The sequence below is a fragment of the Novosphingobium silvae genome, from assembly GCF_009856825.1.
GTDB classification, from domain to species: domain Bacteria; phylum Pseudomonadota; class Alphaproteobacteria; order Sphingomonadales; family Sphingomonadaceae; genus Novosphingobium; species Novosphingobium silvae.
This window is the reverse complement of record NZ_WVTD01000001.1, coordinates 378,519-401,916: the sequence shown is the minus strand read 5'-3', so window position 1 is coordinate 401,916 and position 23,398 is coordinate 378,519. Positions and strand designations below refer to the sequence as shown.

At 66.8% G+C, this 23,398-nt stretch carries 25 protein-coding genes; 14 read left to right on the top strand and 11 right to left on the bottom strand.

The features are described 5' to 3' along the window. Positions 1–4: 4 nt before the first annotated feature. From lptE to GR702_RS01965, 3 genes are all read right to left on the bottom strand, one after another. On the bottom strand, positions 5–505 hold the full coding sequence (lptE, locus tag GR702_RS01975) for an LPS assembly lipoprotein LptE (protein ID WP_160984256.1): 501 nt from the start codon (positions 503–505) through the stop codon (positions 5–7). Beyond that, positions 502–3,033 carry a leucine--tRNA ligase gene (gene leuS / locus GR702_RS01970; RefSeq protein ID WP_160984255.1) on the bottom strand — a complete coding sequence of 844 codons (2,532 nt, stop codon included), beginning with the start codon at positions 3,031–3,033 and terminating at the stop codon, positions 502–504. Before leuS ends, lptE begins: the two co-directional genes overlap by 4 nt. A gap of 72 nt (positions 3,034–3,105) precedes the next feature. After that, positions 3,106–3,573: a DUF3576 domain-containing protein gene (locus GR702_RS01965; protein ID WP_202408012.1), complete on the bottom strand. Its 468-nt coding sequence runs from the start codon at positions 3,571–3,573 to the stop codon at positions 3,106–3,108. Positions 3,574–3,852: 279 nt separating this feature from the next. Between GR702_RS01965 and GR702_RS01960 the strand changes: the two genes are divergently transcribed. Both GR702_RS01960 and phbB read left to right on the top strand, forming a co-directional pair. Continuing rightward, entirely contained in the window at positions 3,853–4,602 is a 750-nt protein-coding gene (locus tag GR702_RS01960; RefSeq protein WP_237449494.1) for a hypothetical protein, read from the top strand. Positions 4,603–4,774: 172 nt separating this feature from the next. After that, positions 4,775–5,497, top strand: coding sequence for an acetoacetyl-CoA reductase (gene phbB / locus GR702_RS01955; RefSeq protein ID WP_160984254.1), 723 nt, complete (start codon positions 4,775–4,777; stop codon positions 5,495–5,497). A gap of 646 nt (positions 5,498–6,143) precedes the next feature. Here phbB and rpsI read toward each other — a convergent pair. The 3 genes from rpsI to GR702_RS01940 form a co-directional block, all read right to left on the bottom strand. Continuing rightward, entirely contained in the window at positions 6,144–6,662 is a 519-nt protein-coding gene (gene rpsI, locus GR702_RS01950; RefSeq protein WP_160984253.1) for a 30S ribosomal protein S9, read from the bottom strand. Continuing rightward, a complete protein-coding gene (rplM, locus tag GR702_RS01945; RefSeq protein ID WP_160984252.1) occupies positions 6,662–7,141 on the bottom strand; it encodes a 50S ribosomal protein L13 in 480 nt (159 codons plus the stop codon). Before rplM ends, rpsI begins: the two co-directional genes overlap by 1 nt. A gap of 149 nt (positions 7,142–7,290) precedes the next feature. Next, complete coding sequence (locus tag GR702_RS01940; RefSeq protein ID WP_160984251.1) at positions 7,291–8,361, bottom strand: COX15/CtaA family protein; 1,071 nt, start codon at positions 8,359–8,361, stop codon at positions 7,291–7,293. A 142-nt stretch (positions 8,362–8,503) separates the two neighbouring features. Between GR702_RS01940 and GR702_RS01935 the strand changes: the two genes are divergently transcribed. From GR702_RS01935 to GR702_RS01930, 3 genes are read left to right on the top strand one after another with little or no spacing between them, the layout of a single operon-like run. Then, the gene (locus tag GR702_RS01935; RefSeq protein ID WP_160984250.1) at positions 8,504–8,875 is read left to right on the top strand and encodes a MerC domain-containing protein; all 372 of its coding nucleotides are present in this window, start codon (positions 8,504–8,506) and stop codon (positions 8,873–8,875) included. Positions 8,876–8,893: 18 nt separating this feature from the next. Further along, positions 8,894–9,106: a sulfur carrier protein ThiS gene (gene thiS / locus GR702_RS22625; RefSeq protein WP_237449493.1), complete on the top strand. Its 213-nt coding sequence runs from the start codon at positions 8,894–8,896 to the stop codon at positions 9,104–9,106. Between the two features lie 51 nt (positions 9,107–9,157). Further along, on the top strand, positions 9,158–9,940 hold the full coding sequence (locus GR702_RS01930; RefSeq protein WP_337192496.1) for a thiazole synthase: 783 nt from the start codon (positions 9,158–9,160) through the stop codon (positions 9,938–9,940). 13 nt (positions 9,941–9,953) lie between these two features. Here GR702_RS01930 and GR702_RS01925 read toward each other — a convergent pair whose 3' ends face one another. Next, positions 9,954–10,127, bottom strand: coding sequence for a hypothetical protein (locus GR702_RS01925; protein ID WP_160984249.1), 174 nt, complete (start codon positions 10,125–10,127; stop codon positions 9,954–9,956). 216 nt (positions 10,128–10,343) lie between these two features. On the opposite strand from GR702_RS01925, the gene GR702_RS01920 reads away from it, so the two are divergent. Next, positions 10,344–10,868, top strand: a complete 525-nt coding sequence (locus tag GR702_RS01920) for a hypothetical protein (protein WP_160984248.1) — start codon at positions 10,344–10,346, stop codon at positions 10,866–10,868. Here GR702_RS01920 and GR702_RS01915 read toward each other — a convergent pair. The 4 genes from GR702_RS01915 to GR702_RS01900 form a co-directional block, all read right to left on the bottom strand. Continuing rightward, positions 10,835–12,022, bottom strand: a complete 1,188-nt coding sequence (locus GR702_RS01915) for a zinc-binding metallopeptidase family protein (protein ID WP_160984247.1) — start codon at positions 12,020–12,022, stop codon at positions 10,835–10,837. The genes GR702_RS01920 and GR702_RS01915 overlap by 34 nt on opposite strands. Positions 12,023–12,128: 106 nt before the next feature. Beyond that, a complete protein-coding gene (locus tag GR702_RS01910) occupies positions 12,129–13,949 on the bottom strand; it encodes an AMP-dependent synthetase/ligase (RefSeq protein ID WP_160984246.1) in 1,821 nt (606 codons plus the stop codon). 110 nt (positions 13,950–14,059) lie between these two features. Then, positions 14,060–15,814 (bottom strand): gamma-glutamyltransferase, encoded by a 1,755-nt coding sequence (gene ggt, locus GR702_RS01905; protein ID WP_160984245.1) that lies wholly within the window; start codon positions 15,812–15,814, stop codon positions 14,060–14,062. Positions 15,815–15,824: 10 nt separating this feature from the next. After that, complete coding sequence (locus GR702_RS01900) at positions 15,825–16,871, bottom strand: quinone-dependent dihydroorotate dehydrogenase (protein ID WP_160984244.1); 1,047 nt, start codon at positions 16,869–16,871, stop codon at positions 15,825–15,827. 428 nt (positions 16,872–17,299) lie between these two features. On the opposite strand from GR702_RS01900, the gene GR702_RS01895 reads away from it, so the two are divergent. Genes GR702_RS01895 through GR702_RS01860 form a run of 8 tightly spaced genes read left to right on the top strand, consistent with a single transcriptional unit; the run spans position 17,300 to position 23,392 of the window. Then, positions 17,300–17,752, top strand: coding sequence for an RrF2 family transcriptional regulator (locus GR702_RS01895; RefSeq protein WP_160984243.1), 453 nt, complete (start codon positions 17,300–17,302; stop codon positions 17,750–17,752). A gap of 49 nt (positions 17,753–17,801) precedes the next feature. Beyond that, positions 17,802–19,292: a Fe-S cluster assembly protein SufB gene (sufB, locus tag GR702_RS01890; RefSeq protein ID WP_202408011.1), complete on the top strand. Its 1,491-nt coding sequence runs from the start codon at positions 17,802–17,804 to the stop codon at positions 19,290–19,292. 53 nt (positions 19,293–19,345) lie between these two features. Next, positions 19,346–19,837 carry an endonuclease domain-containing protein gene (locus tag GR702_RS01885; RefSeq protein WP_160984242.1) on the top strand — a complete coding sequence of 164 codons (492 nt, stop codon included), beginning with the start codon at positions 19,346–19,348 and terminating at the stop codon, positions 19,835–19,837. 16 nt (positions 19,838–19,853) lie between these two features. Continuing rightward, on the top strand, positions 19,854–20,609 hold the full coding sequence (sufC, locus tag GR702_RS01880) for a Fe-S cluster assembly ATPase SufC (protein WP_160984448.1): 756 nt from the start codon (positions 19,854–19,856) through the stop codon (positions 20,607–20,609). Further along, positions 20,606–21,343 carry a SufD family Fe-S cluster assembly protein gene (locus tag GR702_RS01875; protein ID WP_160984241.1) on the top strand — a complete coding sequence of 246 codons (738 nt, stop codon included), beginning with the start codon at positions 20,606–20,608 and terminating at the stop codon, positions 21,341–21,343. Before sufC ends, GR702_RS01875 begins: the two co-directional genes overlap by 4 nt. Beyond that, complete coding sequence (locus GR702_RS01870) at positions 21,340–22,545, top strand: SufS family cysteine desulfurase (protein ID WP_160984240.1); 1,206 nt, start codon at positions 21,340–21,342, stop codon at positions 22,543–22,545. Before GR702_RS01875 ends, GR702_RS01870 begins: the two co-directional genes overlap by 4 nt. After that, positions 22,542–23,033 carry an SUF system Fe-S cluster assembly protein gene (locus GR702_RS01865; protein ID WP_160984239.1) on the top strand — a complete coding sequence of 164 codons (492 nt, stop codon included), beginning with the start codon at positions 22,542–22,544 and terminating at the stop codon, positions 23,031–23,033. The genes GR702_RS01870 and GR702_RS01865 overlap by 4 nt, the downstream gene beginning before the upstream one ends. Next, positions 23,033–23,392, top strand: a complete 360-nt coding sequence (locus tag GR702_RS01860) for a HesB/IscA family protein (RefSeq protein WP_160984238.1) — start codon at positions 23,033–23,035, stop codon at positions 23,390–23,392. Before GR702_RS01865 ends, GR702_RS01860 begins: the two co-directional genes overlap by 1 nt. Positions 23,393–23,398: the final 6 nt, after the last annotated feature.

Below are 23,398 nucleotides of genomic sequence, written 5' to 3'. Positions count from 1 at the left end.
GCCCTTACTGGGTCGTGTCGCCGCGCAGGCGCAGCGCGACATTGGTGACAATGCGCGTCGCCACGTCTTTCGCCATGTTCTCAAGCGCGGTCTGCTCGGCCGCGATCGTCGCATAGTCGGACGAAACCACGTCGATGCCGGCGTCAGAGCCGGCAGTGGCGTCCACCACGACCTCGCCGCTGTTCTGGTCGACGAGCTGGTAGCGGGCGCGCAGGGTGCGCCGCTCACGCCCGACGGTGTCGTTGGAGAGCAGTGCGAAGCTTTCCAGCCTGTCGTCCAGGCGCACGTCGAGCCGGTAGCGGGAAGGGACGTCCTTCTGCCCGGACATGCCGAGTTCGTCGACCAGCGCGTTACGCACCAGCCAGCCGGCACGTCCTTCGATGGCTGAGACCTGCACGCCTGCAAGACCCTGGGCGACGGCGGCATTCCCGCCTCCGGCGTACATCGGCGTCAGCCCGCAGCCGGCCAGGGCCAGCGCTCCGAAAAGGGCCGCGAAGGCCTTCACGCGACGACGTTCACGAGACGGTCGGGCACTACGATCACCTTGCGCACCTGGGCTCCATCGAGCGCACGCTGCACCTTCTCGCTGGCAAGGGCAAGCGCCTCCAGCTCCTCCTTCGAGGTGCCCTTCGCGACAGTGAGCGTATCGCGCAGCTTGCCCTTGACCTGGACCGCGACAGTGACCTCGTCGTCCACAAGCAGCGCGGGATCGACATCGGGCCATGCGGCGTCGGCTACGAGGGTCGCGCTCTCGCCTGCGCCGACAGTCGCCCACGCCTCTTCGGCAAGGTGGGGCATCATCGGCGCGACCAGCAGCAGCAGGCTCCGGATCGCCGCCGAGCGACTGGCGGAGGGCGCGGCCTTTTCGATCACCCCGGTCAGCTCGTAGATGCGGGCCACGGCCTTGTTGAAGCCCAGCGACTCGATGTCGCCGGCGATAGCGGCGATGGTCTGGTGAACCTTGCGATCCACGGCCTTGTCCTCGCCCTGCGCCGCAGGGTCATGCTGCGCGAAGAGGCGCCACAGGCGCTGGACGAAGCGGCCGCAGCCTTCGATCCCGGCCTCGGACCACGGCAGGTCGCGCTCTGGCGGGCTGTCTGAGAGCATGAACCAGCGGATCGCGTCGGCGCCGTAAGTCGCGACAATCTCGTCGGGATCGACGACGTTCTTCTTCGACTTCGACATCTTGATGACGCGGCCGACTTCCACCGGGGCGCGATCGGCCCGCAGAGTGGCGCCTTCGGAAGTACGCTCGACCTCGCCCGGCGCGAAGTAGACCGGCTGGCCGTTCGCGTCGTTGATGCGGAAGTAGGTTTCGTGCGTGACCATGCCTTGCGTGAACAGGCTGCCGAACGGCTCCTTCACCTCGATCTTGCCGATGCGGGCAAGTGCGCGGGTCCAGAAGCGGGCGTAGAGCAGGTGCAGGATCGCATGCTCGATGCCGCCGATGTACTGCTCCACCGGCAGCCACTCGGCGATCTTCGCAGGGTCGAACGGGCGGTCCCCGGGCTGGCTGGCGAAGCGCAGGAAGTACCACGAGCTGTCGACGAACGTGTCGAGCGTGTCGGTCTCGCGCCGGGCGGCATGGCCGCACTGCGGGCAGTCGACGTGCTTCCATGTGGGGTGGCGGACCAGCGGGTTGCCGGGCGTCTGGAAGTCGACGTCTTCGGGCAGGGTTACGGGCAGGTGCTTCTTGGGCACCGGCACCACGCCGCAGACCTCGCAGTGGATGAAGGGGATCGGCGTGCCCCAGTAGCGCTGGCGCGAAACGCCCCAGTCGCGCAGGCGCCACACCGTCTTGCCTTCGCCCCAGCCTTCGCCCTCGGCACGCGCGATGACGGCGGCCTTGGCTTCGGCCACGCTCATGCCGTCGAGGAAGGCGGAGTTGACGAGCACGCCGTCGCCGGCCTCGCTCTCGCCGTCGAAGGGCTTTTCGGCCTCCTGGGCGCTTGCGGCGACGACGCGCAGGATCGGCAGGTCGTACTTGGTGGCGAACTCGAAGTCGCGCTGGTCGTGGCCGGGTACGGCCATGACGGCGCCGGTGCCGTAGTCCATCAGCACGAAGTTGGCGATGTAGACCGGCAGCTCCGCGCCCGTGAACGAGTGACGGGCCTTGATGCCGGTGTCGAAGCCCAGCTTCTCGGCCGTCTCCAGTTCAGCGGCGGTGGTGCCGCCCTGCTTGCACAGCGCGATGAAGTCCTGAACGTCCTTGCGGCCCGTGGCGGCGGTCTGGGCGATTGGGTGATCCGCCGCGACTGCCACGAAGCTTGCCCCGAAGATGGTGTCGGGACGGGTGGAATAGACCTCGACCGTGCCCCCGGTGGAAAGGTCGAACCTGAACTGCAGGCCCTGACTCTTGCCGATCCAGTTCTCCTGCATGGTGCGGACCTTTTCGGGCCACTTGTCGAGGGTGGAGAGGCCTTCCAGCAGTTCCTCGGCGAAGTCGGTGATCTTGAGGAACCACTGGGAAAGCTTGCGCTTCTCCACCAGCGCGCCCGAGCGCCAGCCGCGCCCGTCGATCACCTGCTCGTTCGCGAGCACGGTCTGGTCCACCGGATCCCAATTGACCGCCGATTCCTTGCGATAGACGAGGCCATGCTCGTACAGATCGAGGAATAGCGCCTGTTCGTGGCCGTAGTATTCCGGCTCGCAGGTGGCGATCTCGCGGCTCCAGTCGAGCGCGAAGCCCAGGCGCTTCAACTGCGCCTTCATGTTGGCGATGTTCTCGCGCGTCCAGCCGCCGGGGTGGACGCCCTTTTCCATCGCCGCATTCTCTGCCGGCATGCCGAAGGCGTCCCAGCCCATGGGGTGGAGGACCTCGAAGCCCTTCATCCGCTTGTAGCGGGCCAGCACATCGCCCATCGTGTAGTTGCGTACATGGCCGATGTGGATGCGGCCCGAGGGGTAGGGGAACATCTCCAGGACGTAGCTGCGGGGCTTCGAGGAAGTGTCGTCGGCGCGGAAGCTCTGCGCTTCGTCCCACGCCGCCTGCCAGCGCGTGTCCGCCTGTGCGGGATCGAACCGCTCGGTCATCTTGGTATGATCTCCTGCGGGGTACGACCCGCCTCAACGACTGGGGCGGCGCGCCGGGCCGCCCGATGAATGTTATCCGCCTACCGAATCGCGGCGCAGGTCGCGGGCGCGGGTGAGGATGATGTCCTCAAGCTTCTGGACGGTGGCCGCCTGAACGGGAGCCGGCACCCAGCCCGAGCCCTGCGACACTTCGCGCACGGCGGTCACCTTGAGCGCATCGGCGCGCAGGTTCTGGTCAAGGATCATGATCGATACCTTGACGCGCTCGGTCGGGGTCTTGGGATTGACGTACCAGTCGGTGATGATGACGCCGCCCGCGCTGTCCGACTGGAGCAGCGGCATGAACGAGACCGAATCGAGGCTGGCGCGCCAGAGATAGCTGTTCACGCCGATGGTGGTGACCATCGAGGGGGCTAGCGTCGCCTTCTCCTTTTCGCGTCCGCCGCCGCAACCGGCCAGGGCGAGCGCCGCCACGGCGCAGAAACCCGCAGCCGCGAACGTGCGCAGGGTAGGAAGGCCGGTATCGGTGCTGCCTGTCATCGTAATTCCCAGTTCCATGCCGGCGCCGGTGCAATCCGCCACGAACGGGGGGATGCGAGCCGGAGCCATCGTCAAGTGCCTCTATAACCGCCGCGGGCCGGGCGGCAAGTGCGCCCGCGCAGCATCCCCGTCCTAGGACGCGACGCTGAGCGCGGGCTGAACGCGGTGCCCTCTCCCCAGCATGCTCAGGACGTGTTAATCCTGCCGGCGCATTATTCCCGCACGCCTTTCCTTCAGGAAGGCTGTCAGGGTCACGGCAAAGAACGACAGGGTACGAAAATGGCTGAGCGCGGCGCCGCTTCGAAGAACGGGATGAAGGGAAGCCTGCTGCTGGCAGGCTGCGTGAGCCTGCTTGCGCTGCCCAGTGCCGTACTGGCCTTCTCCACCGATTTCGATTCCCCAGGCCGCGGCGGCAAGATCGATTCGCTCGATCCCGAACTCTCGTCCGAGAACTTCTCGCGCGCCATCGCCATGCGCTCGCTTGCGAAAGGGCAGATGTTCCCCTTCACGCCCGCGGGAACCCCGAACCGGCAGGACAGGGCGGTGACTGTCGCGGTCCGCGTCGATCCCGAGGCGGCGCAGGCGATCATCGTACACGGCCGCTCGCCCATGGCGCAGGCGGGGCAGGACGCCGGACGCCTGCGCATCTCCCCCACCGCGTTCAATCTGGGTGTATCGCGCGGCTACCAGAACTTCGCGCAGAGCCTTGTGGCCCAGCCTCCTGCGCGTCCTCTGGCGGAAATGCCCGATCTCAAGAAGTTCAGCCTCACTCCGGGCGCCGCGAAGAAGGACGAATCGCGCTTCTCGCCGCGCATCTCGATTGACGAGAAGCACGCGCCCGGCCGCGCGCCCCGCACTTTCTCGGGCGAGGCGGGCGAGGTGGACCTGGGCGGCGCCTACCGCGTGACCGAGAACCTCAACCTGACCGCCGGCGTGCGCTATTCGCAAGAGCGGGAGCGTCTCGTGCCGCTCACCGACGGCAAGCAGGACAGCCAGGCGGTCTATGTGGGCACACAGTTCCGCTTCTAGTCCGCTTTGTTTCCAGGCCGTTGCGATGCCGCTAGAGGCAAACGCGATTGCACAATGCGCATCTATGAACATCCCTAACAGGTGCAGTTAGGTCAAAGGCTGGCCTTGCGGCCGTCATATTCCTTCCATAGCACTGTCTTCGGTGGATGCTGACACATGCGAAAGGCTTGATATGGCGCGCGTAGCAATTGTTACCGGTGGAACTCGGGGTATTGGCAAGGCTGTCTCGCTTGCGTTGCAGGAGCGCGGGCACACCGTCGTGGCGAACTATGCCGGCAACGACGAGAAGGCCAGGGCCTTCACCGAGGAGACCGGCATCGCCGCCTACAAGTGGGACGTGGGCGATCACGAGGCGACGCTGGATGGCTGCGCCCGGGTGAGCGAAGAAGTCGGCCCGATCGACATCGTCATCAACAACGCGGGCATCACTCGCGACGGCGTGCTGCAGCGCATGAGCTTCGATGACTGGAACGATGTCATGCGCATCAACCTGGGCGGCTGCTTCAACATGGCGAAGGCGACTTTCGCCGGGATGCGCGAGCGCGGATGGGGGCGCATCGTCAACATCGGCTCGATCAACGGGCAGGCGGGGCAGTACGGCCAGGTGAACTATGCCGCCGCCAAGAGCGGCATCCACGGTTTCACCAAGGCGCTGGCGCAGGAAGGCGCCAAGTACGGCGTCACGGTCAACGCGATCGCGCCCGGCTACATCGACACCGATATGGTCTCGGCAGTGCCGGCGCCCGTGCTCGAGAAGATCGTCGCCAAGATCCCCGTGGGCCGTCTTGGCAACGCCTACGAGATCGCGCGCGGCTGTGCCTTCCTGTGCTCTGAGAACGCGGGCTTCGTCACCGGTTCCACGCTGAGCATCAACGGCGGCCAGCACATGTATTGAGCCGGCTGGTCGGTGGGAGCCAATCCGCTCCTGCTTGAACTCGCGGCCGTAAGGGCGTAAAGCTAACGCCGCAAACGACGCTGGCCCTTCGGGTGACCATGTGGATCAAGCCCTCGCCGCTGCAACGGCGGGGGCTTTGTCGTTGGAGGGGTATGGGAGATGCGCTGCAACGCATCCCCCACCCGCAGCCTACTTCCGGCCTTTCACCTCGACCACCTTCAGGATGAGAGTGGCGAACGTGAAAAGAGATCCGAGGAAGAGGCACAAGTCAGCAAACGACACTGGCTTTCCCTCCGAGGAGCGACGGCAGGATTGCCGACCCGACCATTCTATAGGAAAAATCCTACGTGTTCCACCTTTGTTCTTGCGGGCACCTCTTTGCCGGAGGCCCGCAGAACCGGCCTCGCGCCCCAGCGTAGGAGCTTCAGGGGCGGAAAAGCGCACGGCGATCCGTTGGCCCCGCCGGTCCGAGTCGGCCTCGATGCCCGCGTCGGACACAATCCCCGAATGACCGGCAGACCTTCGGCGAGGCCGACAAGCGGCGTGCACCCCGCGCCGAAGGCGGAGCTGCACCGATACGACGGGCAACAAAAAAGGCTCGCGGTCGCCCGCGAGCCTCTTTCGTAAGCCGTAGCTCTGGAAGCGATCAGCGCTTCGAGAACTGGAAGCTGCGGCGTGCCTTGGCGCGGCCGTACTTCTTGCGCTCGACGACACGCGGGTCGCGGGTCAGGAAGCCGGCGGCCTTGACGGAGGCGCGCAGGGCGGGCTCGTACTTGGCAAGAGCCTGTGCGATGCCGTGCTTCACGGCGCCGGCCTGGCCCGAGAGGCCACCACCCTTGACGGTTGCGATGACATCGTACTGCTCTTCGCGACCGGCGACCTGGAAGGTCTGGTTGATCACGAGGCGCAGGGTCGGACGCGCGAAGTAGACTGCCTGGTCGCGGCCATTGACGGTGATCTTGCCCGAACCGGGCTTGATCCACACGCGGGCGACGGCATCCTTGCGGCGGCCGGTGGCGTAGGCGCGGCCCTGCGCGTCGATCTGCTGCTCGCGCAGCGGAGCGTTCGAAACGGGAGCAGCGGCGACCGGAGCGTCAGCGACAGTGACGTTGCCGGCGATCTCGCCGAGGTCGGAAAGGCTCTGAACGGTATCGTTGTCGGACATTACGCGCCCACCTTGTTCTTGCGGTTCATGGAAGCGACGTCGAGCGCTTCGGGCTGGGTACCACCGTGCGGGTGCTCGCTGCCTGCGTAGAGGTGCAGGGCGCGCATCTGGTCGCGGCCGAGCGGACCACGCGGGATCATGCGCTCAACGGCCTTCTCGAGCACGCGCTCGGGGAAACGACCGGCGAGGACCTTGTCCGCGGTCACTTCCTTGATGCCGCCGGCATAACCGGTGTGCTTGTAGTAGGTCTGCTGCTTCAGCTTGTTGCCGGTGAAGCGGACCTTCTCGGCGTTGATGACGACGACATGGTCGCCGCAATCGACGTGCGGGGTGAAGCTCGGCTTGTGCTTGCCGCGCAGGAGGTCGGCGATGATGACGGCGAGACGGCCAACCACCAGACCTTCGGCATCGATCAGATGCCACTTCTTTTCCACCTCGGCCGGCTTGATCGACCGGGTGACCTTCGTGAGCGCCTTCATGGCTGGTCTATCCCTATGTGTTCGTGCGCCGGCCACGGGACCGAATCCCGGGAAGCGCGGAAGGCGGCCAAATCGTCGAAACCGCCCTCTAAGTCAAGCAGACTGCGGGATTGCAGAGAGGTAAAATGATACCGCAGCCCGCAAGGCGGTCAGGTACGGCGTCCCAGGGCATGCGCGCCCCACACGCTCGCCGCCACCAGAAGCGCGCCGCAAAGCTGGTGAGCCACCGCCAGCCACAGGGCGACGCCGGACCATACTGTCGCGATACCCAGCAGCACCTGCCCGCCGAAAGCGCAGTGCACGGCGACGGAGACCAGCCGCTGGTGCCGGGCACGAAGCTTGCGGCCCATGACGACAAGGACGATCACCACGGCCCAGGCCCACCAGCGATGGACGAAGTGGGTAAGATAGGGGTCGTTCACCAAGGCATGGAGCGTGCCCTTCATCCACTCCACGCCTTCGGGGAAGAGGCTGCCCTGCATGAGCGGCCAGGCGTCCGAGCTGAACCAGCCCGCGCCCGCGACCACGCCGGAGCGCAGCCCGGCCACCATGGCGCCCATGAACAGCTGGAAGGCCAGCATCGCCAGCGCGGCAAGGCAGAAGCCCGTCAGGCGCGCGCGGGGCTCCCCCCGGCTAAGCGCGGCAAGGTCGAGCGCGGTCCACACCAGGCCTGCAAGCGTGAACAGCGCCACCAGCAGGTGCGCGGCAAGGCGGAAATGGCTCACCCGGTCGAGCGCTTCGGCGCTGAGGCCTGAGGAGACCATCCACCAGCCCACCACCCCCTGCAACCCGCCGAGCGCCAGAAGCGCCAGTAGGCGGGGCTTGTAGCCGAGCGGGATGGTTCGCTTGTACCAGAACCACGCCAGCGGCAGCGCGAAGGCCAGGCCGATGACGCGGGCCAGCAGGCGGTGCACCCATTCCCAGAAGTAGATGAACTTGTACTGCGCCAGCGTCATCCCCGCGGGGCCGTTGACCTCCAGGTATTGCGGGATGTGCTTGTAACGTTCGAACTCGGCCTGCCATTGCCCTTCGCTCAGCGGCGGGATGGCGCCGGTCAGCGGCTTCCACTGCGTGATCGAAAGACCCGATTCGGTCAGCCGGGTAATGCCGCCCACCGCGACGATGAGGACGACGAGAACGGCCACGCAAAGCAGCCAGCGCACCATCGCGGCAATATCGTCGCTGGTCCCGATGATCGGGCGACCGTCATTCACTCTCATGTTCGCGCCACTTCCTTCATGCCGGTTCCCTGCGGTTTCACAGGCCTTTTCGCAAGGGCCACGTCGATGGATCGTGTCATCGGACTGTCAATCGCAACGGAAGGGCTTGATAGATGATACAACGTTACATACATGGCACCTCATGCGCCGAGCCATTACCGCGATTCGCAACCGTCTTGACCGCTTCGGGATCATTCTGAGCGGGCTTTGTGCCGTGCACTGCGTGCTGGGCGTCGTGCTCGTCGGTGTTCTGGGGCTTGGCGGAGAAGTGCTTCTCTCGCCCGAGATCCACCGCATTGGCCTTGCCATGGCGGTGGGCATCGGCGCCGCTTCGCTTGGCTTCGGCGTACTGCGCCATGGCCGCATCGCGCCACTGGCGATCGGCGGCGTGGGGCTTGCGCTCATGGCGCTCGCGCTGTTCGTCGGGCATGGCGTTCCCGAGGCAGTGCTGACGATCATGGGCGTGGGCCTGGTGGCCTATGCCCACATTCGGAACTTGCACGCCGCCTGCTGAGCGCTATTGCCCGGGCCCATGGCTGACGAACTCCTGCTTACCGTCAACGGCGAGATGCGCCGCATCGCCGCCGGCTCCACCATCGCCGACCTCGTGGCGAGCCTCGGGCTCGATCCCCGGAAAGTCGCGGTCGAGCACAACGCGCAGATCGCCCCGCGCTCCACGCTGGGCGATGTCGCGCTGGACGACGGCGACGTGCTGGAGATCGTCCACTTCGTCGGCGGCGGCTGAACGCGCGCAGCCGCCCGCCCGACTCCAGACCTCGCCCGAAAGGACGCCTTCGTGACCGAAACCACCGCCGACACCTGGACCGTTGCAGGTCGCACCTTCACCTCGCGCCTCATCGTCGGCACGGGCAAGTACAAGGACTTCGAGCAGAACGCGGCCGCCGTGGCGGCCAGCGGCGCGGAAATCGTCACGGTGGCGGTGCGCAGGGTCAACGTGTCGGACCCCAAGGCGCCGATGCTGACCGACTACATCGATCCGAAGAAGATCACCTATCTTCCCAACACCGCTGGCTGCTTCACCGCCGACGATGCCATCCGCACCCTGCGCCTCGCGCGCGAGGCAGGCGGCTGGGACCTGGTGAAGCTGGAAGTGCTGGGAGAGGCGCGCACGCTCTACCCCGACATGCGCGAGACGCTGAAGGCGACCGAGGTCCTGGCGAAGGAAGGCTTCCTGCCGATGGTCTACTGCGTCGACGATCCGATTGCCGCGCGCCAGCTCGAGGAAGCCGGCGCGGTGGCGATTATGCCGCTGGGCGCGCCGATCGGCTCGGGCCTTGGCATCCAGAACAAGGTGACCGTGCGCCTCATCGTCGAGGGAGCCAAGGTGCCGGTGCTGGTGGACGCGGGCGTGGGAACGGCTTCGGAAGCTGCCGTAGCGATGGAACTTGGCTGCGACGGCGTGCTGATGAACACCGCCATCGCCGAGGCGAAGGATCCCATCCGCATGGCCCGCGCCATGAAGCTGGCGGTCGAAGCCGGACGCGACGCCTATCTTGCGGGCCGCATGCAGACCCGGCGCTATGCCGATCCCTCGAGCCCGCTGGCCGGCCTGATCTGAGAACCGGCGCGCGTCAGTTCGCGCGCCGCTCTTCCTCACGCACGTCCTCGCGCACCTTCTGTGCAGACTGGTGCGAGAGCGGATCGAGCCTGCGGTTGCGGCGCCAGTAGCTGATGCCGCCGTAAAGGATCGCCAGTCCAAGCACGATCGGCCCGCCGATGATGACGAAAGCCCAAAGGTTTTCCATGCAGTCTCTCCTCGCCCGCGCCTGCTGCCGGACCTGAACGGAAATGCCCGCCGCGTGCGGTTCGTTCCCGGGCGGCCCGTCCGATCGTTCGGGGAGAATTGCCGCGCTTATCCGTGCACAAACGTTTGCATGGTAAATCTGCGGGAAAGGAGAAGCGTGATTTACTGTGTGTCGGACGGGGGTTTGCCCCGTCCATCGTGAACTTCGGAAAAACACATGGCCCACACCGTCACCACCAGTCTTGCCATCGGCGAACTTCGCGAGTTCGCCAGCTTCGCTCCCTGCGAACAGCGCTACATCCGTCGCAGCCTCGACATCGGCCTGCGCCGGCATGACGCCACCATCCTTTGGGCCCGCGACGAGGATGAACGCGAATCGATTCGCGACCAGTACGAGGCCTATCGCGAGCTGAAAGCGCTGCGGCGGATGGAAATCGCCGACGACGCGCTGGACATCGAAGCGCTGATGGGCAAGCTCGTTCGGGTCGCCGCGTATGACCTGGGGCAAGGGCGGCTTCTCGGATTCTCGGCCTTCCGCTTCCTTTACGAACGCCTGCTCGGCGCCTGGGTGCGCCCGTGGTTGCCGGGCGCCTTCTGCGGCGCGGCCGCCCTGCCGCACCTGCACCCCGACCAGCGGCGCAAGCTGCTTCACTCGATCAGCGAAGCGGTTGCGACGGCGCCCGGCTGGTCCGAGCGGGAACCGGCCTTCTATCCGGAATTCATCGACGACACCGCTGCCTGAGCTGGCGCCGAGGCGGGGACCGGCGCCTTCGCTGGCATCCCCCCGTCGCGGGAGCGGGCGTCCTCATGCCCGGCGCGCCGACCCTTGGCCACTAGCTTCTGCACATAGTCCAGCTTGGCGACGATCGCTGGGGAAAGGTGGAAGGGGTAAAGATCGGGCAGGCCCATCGAGCGATTGATCGCGTTCATCGCAAACGACAGCGGCGCCATCGCGTCGGCCAGCGCCTGTGCATCGGCGGTATAGGGATCGAAGCCGGGCTCCACTTCCAGCCCCTCGCTGTCGCCCGGAAGCGCCGCTAGGCTAAGGTCGAACCCGCCTGCCGCCGCCAGCACATCGACGATGTGAAGATAGTGCGCGAAAGTCTCGGCAAAGTCTTCCCAGGGGTGCGAAGTCGCGTAGAAGCTGACGAAATCGTCCGTCCACACCTTGCTGCCATCGTCGGCGTAGTGCGCCTGCAGGCTCTGCTGGTAATCGACCTGCTCGTCGCCGAACACTGCGCGAAACGCTTCGAGTTCCCCCGGATCGGTCTCCGCCAGCCGGGACCAGTAGTGATGGCCTACTTCGTGGCGGAAGTGGCCCAGGAGCGTGCGATAGGGCTCGCCCATGGCAAGGCGGATGCGTTCGCGCTCGGCATCGTCCGCCTCGATGAGGTTCAGCGTGATGAGGCCGCCGTCGTGCCCGGTGACGATTTGCGGCGTGCCGGCCTGCTCGGCGGCGGCATCGTAGAGGAAATCGAAGGCGAGCCCTTGCTTCACCTCCCCTTGTGCCTCTTCCACCTTGGTCTCGAGCGGCAGGCCGAGCCTCAGCAGCGAATGAAACAGGCGCCGCTTGGCTGCCTCGATCTTCGCCCAGCGCGGCGGAACCGAGGGTTCGGTCAGGTCGGGGATCGTGCGGTTGTGGCGGCAGGCGCGGCACATCGGCGTGGTATCGTCGGCCGCGACGAGCCAGTTGCAGATCTGGTAGGCGTTGTTGTTCGCACAGACGACCACGTCCGCCACCGCGCCCTTGCCGTCCCGCCAGACGGTGGCCTCGTCGGCCAGGAAGCGGAAGCCGTCGATCTCGGGATCGTACCCCAGCGTGGCCTGGCAGCCGGGGCAGACCCGGACCTCGAAATGGTTGAGCCGGCTACAGTTGGGACAGGCAAGTGCGCGCATGGGCGTGGGATTTCCTGGCAGTTGTCCCGCGAACAACGCCGGATTGCCCCGCACGTTTCCAGCCTGTGACGATCCCTGTCCCGGATCGGGTGGATCGCGGGCCTTCTCAGGCCCTGTAGAGCATGTCCATGCGCGCGCCGTAGCGCTCCTTGAGCTTGTGCCGACGGATTTTGAGGCTGGGCGTCATTTCCTCGTTCTCGATCGAGAACGGCTCGTCGGCGAAAGCGAACTGGCGCACCTTCTCGATCACCGAAAGATCCGCGTTGACCCGGTCGATGGCGCTGCGGATCGCGGCCCGGAACGCGGGCAGTTCCTGAAGCGCGCGGATGTCGAACTTCTCGCCGTTGGCCTGCGCCCATTCCAGCGCCCAGTCCGCGTCGGGCACGACAAGGCCGACGATGTAGGGCCGCCGGTCGCCCGACACCATTGCCTGCGCGAGTTCGGGCTGGAGCGTGAGCATCGATTCGACCTTCTGGGGCGAGATGTTGTCGCCCTTGTCGTTGACGATCATGTCCTTCTTGCGGTCGGTGATCATGATGCGGCCCTTCTCGTCGAAGTGGCCGATGTCGCCGGTGTGGAGCCAGCCGCCGCGAAGCACATTGGCGCTGGCAGCCTCGTTCTGCCAGTAGCCCGCCATCACCAGCTCGCCGCAGACGAGGATCTCGCCGTCTTCCGCGATCCGCACCTCCACCCCGCGCAGCGGCGGTCCGACCGTGTCGAACTTGACCCCGGCGGCAGGGCGGTTGCAGCTGATGATCGGCCCTGCCTCGGTCTGTCCGTAGCCTTGCAGCAGCGTCAGCCCCATGGCCTCGAAGAACACGCCGATCTCGGGATTGAGCGGCGCCCCGCCCGAGACGAGCGCCTTGATCCGTCCGCCGAAGCGGGCGCGCACCTTGGGCCGCAGCGTGCGCTCGATCAGCGCGTCGAGCGGATAGTCGGTGAGACGGCGCTTGCCGGCCTGCCGGCGCATGCCGCCCGCGATGGCCCAGTCCATCAGCCTTGCGGCCGCCGCGCCCTGCTTTTCGATCTGGCGCATGATGCGCGTGCGCAGCACTTCGAACAGGCGCGGTACCACGACCATCACGGTGGGGCGCACCTCCTCGATGTTCGCGGCCAGCTTGTCGAGCCCTTCGGAGTAGTAGATCTCGCCGCCGAGGCCGATGGGAAGAAGCTGCCCGCCGGTATGTTCATAGGCGTGGCTCAGCGGCAGGAAGGAGAGGAATATCTCGCGCTTGTCCGGCCCCCTGTCCCAGCCGAAATCCTCGTCGATGACCTGCGCCGCGCCGTAGACATTGGAAAGCAGCATGCCGTGATGCTGGCGCACCCCGCGCGGCGCGCCACCGGTGCCGCTGGTGTAGATGATGCAGGCAAGATCCTTGCGGCCCACCGAGGCCATCCGCTCGTCCACGCGGGCGCGGGCGGCCACGGCGTCGCCGCCCGCGATCAGGTCGTCCCACAGGTGCGTCTCGTAGGCGCCGCCCTGCATGGGCACGAGCGGCTCCATGCCGATGACGTGCCGGCACATGTCGGTCTGCACGATGGCGGGGAGCAGCGCCTTGCCCAGCTTGGCGGTGGAAACGATGGCCGCGCGCGCTCCGGAGTTCTCCAGGATGTGGATGTGGTCGCGCGTGGTGTTGGTAGTGTAGGTCGGCACCGTCACGCAGCCTGCCGCCATGATCGCGAGATCGGCAATGCACCATTCGGGCCGGTTCTCCGAGACGATCAGCACCCGCTCGCCCGGTCGCAGGCCCATCTTGCGCAAGGCGGTGGCAAGAAGGCACACCCGCCGGGCCGTCTCAGCCCAGCTGATCGCCACCCACTGCCCTTCGTGCTTGGCCCGCAGCATCGGCGCCTCGCCGAGCAGATCGGCGCGGGACAGGAACAGCGAGACGATGTTCGGGCTCCGGTCGAAGTCGGCAAGTTCCATGGCGTGGGGTAATCCTCTCAGCGTTCTGGTTTGCTGGAACGTCTAGGCCTGCGTCGCGGTTGCGGCAACCGGCGAGGCGGGCCAAGGCTCAGGCGTGCCGGCATGCGGTCTCACTCGGCTATCGCCACGCCTTCGCTGCGGGGATCGCCCGCTCCCGCCAGCCTGCCGTCGACCACCGCGATGGCGTTGGTTTTCAGCGGCATCTGCGCGGCCTTCACCGGATGTCCCAGCGCGGTGAGCGCCGGAATCATGGCCTCGAGCCGCGATCCCTTCTCTACGTTGACGGTATCGCCGGGCGCGAACAGCACGGGCAGCGCAAGTGCCTTGTCCACGGGCAGCTTCCAGTCGAGCACGCCGATCAGCGCACGGGTCACCTGCACCGGGATCGTTGCGCCGCCGGCCGCGCCGACCACGAACAGCAGCTTTCCATCCGGCCCATAGACAAGCGTCGGCGCCATCGAACTGCGCGGGCGCTTCCCGCCCTCGACGCGGTTCGCCACCGGCACGCCGTCCTTCTCGGGCACGAAGCTGAAGTCGGTCAGCTCGTTGTTGAGGTAGAAGCCGCCCGCCATCAGTCCCGATCCGAAGGCGCTTTCGATGGTGGATGTCCACGAGGCTGCATTGCCCTGCCGGTCGATGACGACGAAGTGCGAGGTGCCGTGTTCCTCCGGTCCCTCGCCAAGGGCCAGGCCGGGGGCGGGCAGTCCAGCGGTGACCTTGGTCATCGCCCTGTCGGCCGAGATCAGCGCTCCCCGGCGGCGAAGGTATGCAGGGTCCAGCAGCGCCTTTACCGGAACCGGCACGAAGTCGGGGTCCGCCAGGAAAAGGTCGCGGTCCGCATAGGCAAGGCGCTGCGATTCGGCGATGAGGTGCCACGCCTTCGCCGAGTCGGGGCCGAGCGCGGCAAGGTCGAAGCCTTCGAGCTGCACCAGCGTCGCCAGGACCGTGGTGGCGCCGGACGAGGGCGGGCCCATGCTGCAGATCCTGTAGACGCGGTACTTCGCGCAAAGCCCGGGGCGCTGCCTGGCCGCGAAGCCTGCGATGTCGGCTTCGGTCATCTTGCCGTCGGCCGGTGTCTCGGCGGCGACCTTCGTCGCGATCTCGCGGGCAAGCTCGCCCTTGTAGAAGCCTTCCGCCCCCTTGGCGGCGAGCATCTCCAGCGTCCCGGCAAGGGCCGGGTTGCGGATCGTGGTGCCGAGCGGCAGCGGCTTGCCGTCCACGCCGTAGAAGATTGCGCGGGCCTGCGGATCGTGCGCGCCGGTGTGGGCGGAGTTGGCCAGCGCATCATGGCCGCGCCGCGAGAGCACGAAGCCGTCGCGGGCAAGTTCGATGGCGGGCTGGAACAGGGTGGCCCAGGGCAGGCGGCCGTGCGCGGCGTGCGCGCTTGCGGCAAGGGCGATGCTGCCGGGCACGCCCACGCTGCGTCCGCCGATCACCGCCGTGCGGAAAGGCAGCGGCTGGCCCGAGGCATCGAGAAAGCGCCGGGGCGTGGCCGCGGCAGGTGCCGTCTCGCGTCCGTCCCACGATTCGATTTGGCCCTGTTCGTCCGCCAGCAGCAGGAAGCCGCCACCCCCGATGCCGGAGCTTTGCGGTTCGACGACGGTGAGCGCCAGCATCGTTGCGATGGCGGCATCGGTGGCGCTGCCGCCCTGCCGCAGGATCCTTGCGCCGGCCTCTGCCGCGCGCGGGTCCGCCGCGCTGACCATGCCCTTCTCGAACACGGCATGGCCGGGAGCGGACGCGCTGTTCACCGGAGCAGGCGCCGCGATGGTCGGGGAAGTGCTCGTCGCCGCGCATCCGGCGAGGTTCAGGGCCAGGGTCAGGGCGAGCGGGGCGAAGAGCCCCCGGGTCAGGCTTCTGGACATCGCCGCGTGGTTATTCGCTTCCGACCGCGTCTGCAATCGATGCGAACCCTTCGCGCTTCAATAGCTTCGCCAATCCGCTGTTGATGGTCCTGGCGATGGAGGGGCCCTCGTAGACCATGGCGCTGTAAAGCTGCACGAGACTGGCGCCGGCCCTGATGCGGGCGAAGGCGTCCTCCGCGGTGGCGATGCCGCCCACGCCGACCAGAGGCACCGCGCCGCCCGTCGCCTTGCGGAAGTCGCGCAGGCGCTGCTGGGCAAGGTCGCGCAGCGGAGCGCCGGACAGGCCCCCCGTCTCGCTGCGGTGCGCCGAGGCAAGCGCCGGGCGCGAGATCGTGGTGTTCGAGACGATCAGTGCGCCAAGCCGGCGTTCGATGGCGATCCGGGCGATCGCGTCGATGTCGGCCGGCTCGAGGTCGGGCGCCACCTTCAGGAACACGGGAGGACGGCGGCCGGGCGCACATGCCTCGTCGCGGGCAGCCAGAACGGCGTCGAGAAGTCCGGTAAGCGCCGATTCGTCCTGCAGCGCGCGCAGGCCCGGCGTGTTGGGGCTCGAGATGTTGATGGCCAGATAGCCTGCCAGCGGCGCCATCAGCCTTGCCATCACCGCGTAGTCCGCCACCCGATCGGCCGAATCCTTGTTCGCTCCGATGTTGATGCCGACCACGCCCGGCTTTCCAAGACGCGCCTCGAGGCGTTCCACAGCCGCCTGCGCCCCGCCGTTGTTGAAGCCCATGCGGTTGATGACGGCCCGGTCCTCGACCAGGCGGAACAGGCGCGGGCGGGGATTGCCCGCCTGCGGCAGCGGGGTGATCGAGCCCACCTCGGCGAACCCGAAGCCCAGCCGCAGGAGCGCGTCGGGCACTTCGCCGTCCTTGTCGAACCCGGCCGCCATGCCGACCGGGCTGGGAAAGCGGATGCCCGCAACTTCGCTGGCCAGCAAAGGGGAGGGGGACGGCACTCGGCGCGGCGGCGCCACCTTCAGCGCGGAGAGCGCGAGGCCATGCGCCTTCTCGGCATCGATTCGGAAAAGGGCGGGGCGGAAGAGGGAATAGAGCACGAGTCCGCATAACGCCGACGAGGGTGTTGCTCAAACGCTTCTTCTCGCTGCGAGCGCGAGATGAAAAAGCCCGTTAGGCCATTTGGGCCGCCGTGCATGTCGCGTTTATACAATGAATCGACCCCGCCGGGGCATACACGAGACCTGCGACCCGAAGGGCTCGTCGCGGGATGCGCTCGAGTTCTTTATTACCTTGATGGCGGCTGCCGGTTTCGACCGACAGCCGCCTTTTTTCTTCGCGCAATCTATCGCGCAGTCCATCGCTCCGGCCGCAGCATATTGCGCAATCGGCATCTTTTCGGCACTGGCGCCCGCCTGACGCGGCGCGGGGCTCACGCGAAACAACCATTGAAACCGGCCGCCGCCTGCACTAGGTGAAATCGGAAGAAATCGCTCCGATTTAGCTCCGGGGTGCGGAAACCACGAAGATGCGCCTGTCCAGCATGGCAGACTATGCCGTGATCATCATGTCCGCTGCAGCGCGGCATTGCGGCACCTGCGCGCTGGTCGAGCAGGGGGGCGAATCGCCTGTCCGCAGCCGGGCGCGGGTTTCCGCAGCGCAGCTCGCGGAAGAGACCGGGCTGCCGGTGCCGACCGTGCAGAAGCTGGTCAGCAAGCTGGCGGCGGCCGGGCTCATGCGCTCGTCGCGCGGGGTGGGCGGCGGGCTCAGGCTGGCGCGCCCGCCGGCGGCGATTTCGCTTGCCGACATCGTGGAGGCAGTGGAAGGGCCCATCGCGCTCACCGCCTGCCTGGACCCGGTGAAGAGCGACTGCACTCTGGAGAGCGGCTGCAACGTCAAGAGCCACTGGCCGCAGGTGAACGCCGCGGTGCGCGGCGCGCTTGCGCAAGTCGTGCTGACCCAGCTCGTCGAGGAAGTTTGAGATGACCGAGGAAAGCAATTCGATGGCGCCGGAAATGGAAGGCTCCGCAATGGAAGGCTCCACGATGGAAGCCCCCGAGCGCGACCAGGCCGCGCGTGAGGCGGCGGCACGGGTCGCCGACTACGAGCACGGCTGGTCGTCCGACATCGAGCAGGAATACGGGCCCAAGGGCCTGTCGGAAGATACCATCCGGTTCATCTCGGCCAAGAAGGACGAGCCTGAATGGATGCTCGACTGGCGGCTGAAAGCCTATGCCCGCTGGCTCGAGATGACGCCGCCCGACTGGGCCAAGCTCGACGTTCCGCCGATCGACTATCAGGAAGCCTACTACTGGGCCGCGCCCAAGAAGAAGGACGGGCCCGCCAGCCTCGACGAGGTCGATCCCGAGATCCTGCGCGTCTACGAGAAGCTGGGCATTCCGCTGGAGGAGCAGAAGGTGCTCGCCGGCGTGGAAGGCGCGCGCAAGGTCGCGGTGGATGCGGTGTTCGATTCGGTCTCGGTCGCCACCACCTTCCGCAAGGAGCTGGAGCAGGCGGGCGTGATCTTCCGCTCGATCTCCGAGGCGATCCGCGAATTTCCCGAGCTGGTGAAGAAGTGGCTCGGCAAAGTCGTGCCCATGCACGACAACTACTTCGCCACGCTGAACTGCGCGGTCTTCTCGGACGGGACTTTCGTCTACATCCCCGAAGGCGTGCGCTGCCCCATGGAGCTGTCCACCTATTTCCGCATCAACGCGGAGAACACCGGACAGTTCGAGCGCACGCTCATCATCGCCGAGAAGGGCTCATACGTCTCCTATCTCGAGGGCTGCACCGCGCCCCAGCGCGACGAGAACCAGCTGCACGCCGCGGTGGTCGAACTGGTCGCGATGGAGGATGCGGAGATCAAGTATTCCACCGTCCAGAACTGGTATCCCGGCGATGCCCACGGCAAGGGCGGCATCTACAACTTCGTCACCAAGCGCGGCCTGTGCCAGGGTGCCCGTTCCAAGATCAGCTGGACCCAGGTGGAGACCGGCTCCGCGGTCACCTGGAAGTACCCCAGCTGCGTCCTCAACGGCGAGGATTCGGTGGGCGAGTTCTATTCGGTGGCTGTCACCAACAACCACCAGCAGGCCGATACCGGCACCAAGATGATCCATAACGGCCGTGGCAGCCGCTCGACGATCATTTCCAAGGGCATCTCGGCGGGCAAGTCGAACAACACCTATCGCGGGCTGGTGCGCGTGGCCGCCAATGCGGACGGCGTGCGAAACTTCACCCAGTGCGATTCGCTGCTGCTCGGCAAGGAGTGCGGCGCGCATACGGTCCCTTATATCGAGGTGCGCAACCCCAGCGCCCAGATCGAGCATGAGGCGACCACCAGCAAGATCAGCGACGACCAGCTGTTCTACGCCATGCAGCGCGGGCTCGACACGGAGGCGGCGGTGGCGCTGATCGTCAACGGCTTCGCCAAAGAAGTGCTGCAGCAGCTGCCGATGGAGTTCGCGGTGGAAGCGCAGAAGCTGCTCGGCATCAGCCTTGAAGGCAGCGTCGGGTAACGGCGCGTCAGCCGCCTGCACGAAGAAAATAGAAGACACGAAGGATGGAAACCATGACCGCCGCCCGCAAGACACTGGGCATCAGCCTCGCGACAGGCGAGCCCAGGGCAGATGCCAAGGCGAGCTTCGCCGTCACCGGCAAACGCCTGGAGACGCTGAAGGAGCGCGCCCGCGACCAGCGCCGCAATCCCACCGAGGCGCAGAAGGCGCTCTGGGCAGAGCTGTCGGGCTCGAAGCTGGGCGGCGTCAAGTTCATCCGGCAATCGGTGGTCGGCTCGGCGATCGTCGACTTCGCCTGCCCTTCGCGCTGGATCGTGATCCAGCTCAGCGCCGCCGATTCGAACCCGGACGTCAACGAACTGCAGGACCGCAAGCTCACCGAAGTGGGCGTGCGCGTGCTGCGCTTCTCCGAGGAGGAAGTGCTGGAGCAGCCGGAAAGCGTGATGCGCGAAATCAACGCCGAGCTGAACGTTCCGTTCGACAAGCGCTCGGCACGCAGGAAGGCAGGCTCGCGTCCGACGACGTTCACGAGCGACGAGGGTTGAGGAAGCGGTGATGACCATGCTCAAGATTGAAAATCTCCAGGCCACCGTCGCCGACAAGCCGATCCTCAAGGGACTGTCGCTCACCATCAACCCGGGCGAGATCCACGCGATCATGGGCCCGAACGGGGCGGGCAAGTCGACCCTTGGCTACACGCTCGGCGGCCGTCCGGGCTATGAGGTCACCGGCGGGTCGGTCGACTTCGCGGGCGTCGACCTGCTCGGGCTCGAGCCGCACGAGCGCGCCGCGGCGGGCCTGTTCCTCGGCTTCCAATACCCGGTCGAGATCCCGGGCGTCTCCTTCGTCCAGTTCCTGCGCGAGGCGGCCAACGCCCAGCGCACCGGTCGGGGCGAGGAGCCGCTTTCGGGCGGCGAGTTCCTGAAGCTCGCGCGGGAAAAGGCGGGCCTGCTGCGCATGGACATGGACATGCTCAAGCGGCCGGTGAACGTCGGCTTCTCGGGTGGCGAGAAGAAGCGCGCCGAGATGGTTCAGATGGGCATCCTCGATCCCAAACTCGCCATTCTCGACGAGACCGACTCCGGCCTCGACATCGACGCGCTGCGCATCTGCGGCGAAGGCATCAACGCGATCATGCGCCGGCCCGACAAGGCCGTGCTGCTGATCACGCACTACCAGCGCCTGCTCGATTACGTGAAGCCCGACTTCGTCCACGTCCTTGCAGGCGGGCGCATCGTCAAGACCGGCGGCCCTGACCTTGCCCTGAGGCTGGAGGAAGAGGGCTACGAGGCCGTGGTGCAGGAAACCGCTGCATGAATGTCGAGCTGACCCTGCCAAGCCGCAAGGACGAGGACTACCGCTACTCGGACATCGAGGCGCTGCGTGGGGTCTGGCCGATCCTGCCCGAGGCGATCGACCTCGCCGATGGCGAGGAAGGCTCGCTGCAGATCGTCGAAACGGACGCTGCCCCGGTGGCGCGCCGGCTAGCGATCACGCTTGGCAGGAACGCGAAGTTCGACCTTCGCGTGCTGACCGCCGGGCCTGCCTACGGCCGCATTGCCATCGATGTGCGGCTGGAAGAGGGCGCCGACTTCACGTTCGGCGCGGCGCAGCTGGCGACCGGCCGCGAGACGCTGGAGATCGTCACCGAAGTCACCCACGCGGGGCTTGATGCCACTTCGGCGCAGATCGTGCGCACCGCGCTCGCGGGCCATTCCACCGGCACTTATCTCGGCCGCATCGCGGTGGAGCGCGGCGCCGACGGCACCGACGCCGAACAGTCGGTCCGGGCCATGCTGCTCGACCGTACGGCAACGGCCAACGCCCGTCCCGAGCTTGAAATCTACGCCGACGACGTCAAGGCCGCTCACGGCTGCGCGGTGGGCGAACTCGATGCGAACGGCCTGTTCTACCTCACCAGCCGGGGCCTCACCCCGGCGCAGGCCAAGCGGCTGATGCTGCAGGCCTTCATCGCCGAAGCCTTCACCGGCGCGCCCGGCGAGGCGGAGCTGAGCGCGGCGGCGATCGCCAGGCTGGAGGCCATACTGTGACGCTGGAAACCGCAGAACTCGTGGTCAAGGACCAGTTCCCGGGCCTCGCTGGCGACTGGCACTACCTCGACACCGCCGCGACCGCGCAGAAGCCGCTCGCCGTGATCGAGGCGACCGTTCGCGCCATGGGCGAGGATTACGCCACGGTGCATCGCGGCGTCTATGCGCGCTCGGCCGACATGACGCTGGCGTTCGAGGCCGCGCGCCGCCGGGCCGCCGCCTTCATGAACGCACGCGAGGATGAGATCGTCCTCACGCGCGGCGCAACCGAATCGATCAATCTCGTCGCGCAGACCTGGGGCGCCGCCAACCTCAAGGCCGGAGACCGCATTCTCCTTTCGATGCTGGAGCATCACTCCAACATCGTGCCCTGGCAGATGCTTGCCGAGAAGAACGGGGTGGCGATTGACGTCTGCCCGCTGACCGAAGACGGCCGCATCGACCTTGCGGCGGCGGAACGCATCCTGACGCCGGCGCACAAGCTCGTCGCCTTCGCGCATGTGTCCAACGTGCTCGGCTCGGTGCTCCACGTGGAACATGCCGCGAAACTGGCCCATGCGGTCGGCGCGAAGCTGCTCATCGACGGCTGCCAGGCCGCGCCCCGCCTCGCGCTCGACATGGCGGCATTCGACTGCGACTTCTACGCCTTCTCGGCGCACAAGCTCTATGGCCCGACCGGAGTCGGGGTTCTGTGGGCGCGCAAGGACATCCTCGATGGCATGCCGCCATGGCAGGGCGGCGGCGCGATGATCGACCGGGTGACTTTCGAGAAGACGACCTTCGCTCCGGCGCCGCAGCGCTTCGAGGCGGGCACGCCCAACATCATCGAGGCGCTGGGCATGGCCAAGGCGATGGACTGGCTCTCGGCCATCGGGCTCGACCGTGCCGAGCGCCACGAGCGCGACCTTGCCGTGCTGCTGCGCACCGAACTGCGCAAGCGCAACGACGTGACCCTGTTCGGGCCGGACGATTCGCTCGGCATCGTCAGTTTCGCGCTCGACGGGGTGCATCCGCACGACCTCGGCACCATATTGGACGAGGAAGGCGTAGCGATCCGCGCCGGCCACCATTGCGCCCAGCCGCTCATGGAGCATCTGGGCGTCCCCGCGACGGCGCGGGCCAGCTTCGGCCTCTACAGCGACGAAGCGGATATCGAGGCGCTCCTGAAAGGGATCGAGCGCACACGGAGAATCTTCGCATGAGTGACGAAAAGCCAACCTTCAGCGTCGAGGAAATCGACGCGGCGCCGACGCCGCCGCGCGCCCGTGTCGACGATGCGGCGGCTCCGGCCGCGACCATGGCCGAGGCCCCTGCGGAGCGCAGGCGCGACTATCTCGACGGGTTCCTGGCCGAAAAGCCGCAGGACATCGATCCGGCAGCGCCGGGCGGGGCGATCTACGATGGCGTGATCGACGCCCTGAAGGAGATCTTCGACCCCGAGATCCCGGTCAACATCTACGACCTTGGGCTCATCTACGGCGTGGAGGTTTCCCCCGAAGCCGCGGTCGCCGTGACGATGACGCTGACGACGCCCCACTGCCCGGTGGCGGAATCGATGCCGGGCGAAGTGGAAATGCGCGTCGCGGCCGTGCCGGGCGTGCGCGACTGCGAAGTCAATCTGGTATGGGATCCGCCGTGGGACATGGCCAAGATGTCCGACGAGGCGAAGCTTGAACTGGGGATGCTGTGATGAGCACTGCAACGACCACCCGCGCCCGCCCCGCTGCCGTCGTGCTGACGCCCAGCGCCGAGGCACGCATCGCCCGGCTCATGGCGCAAGCGCCCGAGGGCGCGATCGGCGTCAAGCTTTCCACGCCCCGGCGCGGCTGCTCGGGCCTGGCCTATTCGGTCGATTACGTGACCGAGGAAGCGCGTTTCGACGAGAAGATCGAGACTCCCGGCGGCGTCTTCTACATCGATGGCGCTTCGGTGCTGTACCTCGTGGGCAGCACGATGGACTGGGTGGAGGACGATTTCACCGCAGGGTTCGTCTTCAACAATCCCAACGCCAAGGGCGCCTGCGGCTGCGGCGAGAGCTTCACGATCTGACCGTCG

Bases quoted from the DNA above. Each gene is read 5' to 3' on its own strand.
- GR702_RS01915 (WP_160984247.1), bottom strand. From the start codon at position 12,022: ATGCGCGCACTTGCCTGTCCCAACTGTAGCCGGCTCAACCATTTCGAG.
- GR702_RS01885 (WP_160984242.1), top strand. From the start codon at position 19,346: ATGACCGCCGCCCGCAAGACACTGGGCATCAGCCTCGCGACAGGCGAG.
- phbB (WP_160984254.1), top strand. From the start codon at position 4,775: ATGGCGCGCGTAGCAATTGTTACCGGTGGAACTCGGGGTATTGGCAAG.
- GR702_RS01960 (WP_237449494.1), top strand. From the start codon at position 3,853: ATGGCTGAGCGCGGCGCCGCTTCGAAGAACGGGATGAAGGGAAGCCTG.
- GR702_RS01940 (WP_160984251.1), bottom strand. From the start codon at position 8,361: ATGAGAGTGAATGACGGTCGCCCGATCATCGGGACCAGCGACGATATT.
- GR702_RS01965 (WP_202408012.1), bottom strand. From the start codon at position 3,573: ATGACAGGCAGCACCGATACCGGCCTTCCTACCCTGCGCACGTTCGCG.
- GR702_RS01920 (WP_160984248.1), top strand. From the start codon at position 10,344: ATGGCCCACACCGTCACCACCAGTCTTGCCATCGGCGAACTTCGCGAG.
- GR702_RS01895 (WP_160984243.1), top strand. From the start codon at position 17,300: ATGCGCCTGTCCAGCATGGCAGACTATGCCGTGATCATCATGTCCGCT.
- rpsI (WP_160984253.1), bottom strand. From the start codon at position 6,662: ATGTCCGACAACGATACCGTTCAGAGCCTTTCCGACCTCGGCGAGATC.
- GR702_RS01865 (WP_160984239.1), top strand. From the start codon at position 22,542: ATGAGTGACGAAAAGCCAACCTTCAGCGTCGAGGAAATCGACGCGGCG.
- thiS (WP_237449493.1), top strand. From the start codon at position 8,894: ATGGCTGACGAACTCCTGCTTACCGTCAACGGCGAGATGCGCCGCATC.
- GR702_RS01935 (WP_160984250.1), top strand. From the start codon at position 8,504: ATGCGCCGAGCCATTACCGCGATTCGCAACCGTCTTGACCGCTTCGGG.
- sufC (WP_160984448.1), top strand. From the start codon at position 19,854: ATGCTCAAGATTGAAAATCTCCAGGCCACCGTCGCCGACAAGCCGATC.
- GR702_RS01875 (WP_160984241.1), top strand. From the start codon at position 20,606: ATGAATGTCGAGCTGACCCTGCCAAGCCGCAAGGACGAGGACTACCGC.
- GR702_RS01860 (WP_160984238.1), top strand. From the start codon at position 23,033: ATGAGCACTGCAACGACCACCCGCGCCCGCCCCGCTGCCGTCGTGCTG.
- sufB (WP_202408011.1), top strand. From the start codon at position 17,802: ATGGAAGGCTCCACGATGGAAGCCCCCGAGCGCGACCAGGCCGCGCGT.
- GR702_RS01910 (WP_160984246.1), bottom strand. From the start codon at position 13,949: ATGGAACTTGCCGACTTCGACCGGAGCCCGAACATCGTCTCGCTGTTC.
- leuS (WP_160984255.1), bottom strand. From the start codon at position 3,033: ATGACCGAGCGGTTCGATCCCGCACAGGCGGACACGCGCTGGCAGGCG.
- GR702_RS01925 (WP_160984249.1), bottom strand. From the start codon at position 10,127: ATGGAAAACCTTTGGGCTTTCGTCATCATCGGCGGGCCGATCGTGCTT.
- ggt (WP_160984245.1), bottom strand. From the start codon at position 15,814: ATGTCCAGAAGCCTGACCCGGGGGCTCTTCGCCCCGCTCGCCCTGACC.
- rplM (WP_160984252.1), bottom strand. From the start codon at position 7,141: ATGAAGGCGCTCACGAAGGTCACCCGGTCGATCAAGCCGGCCGAGGTG.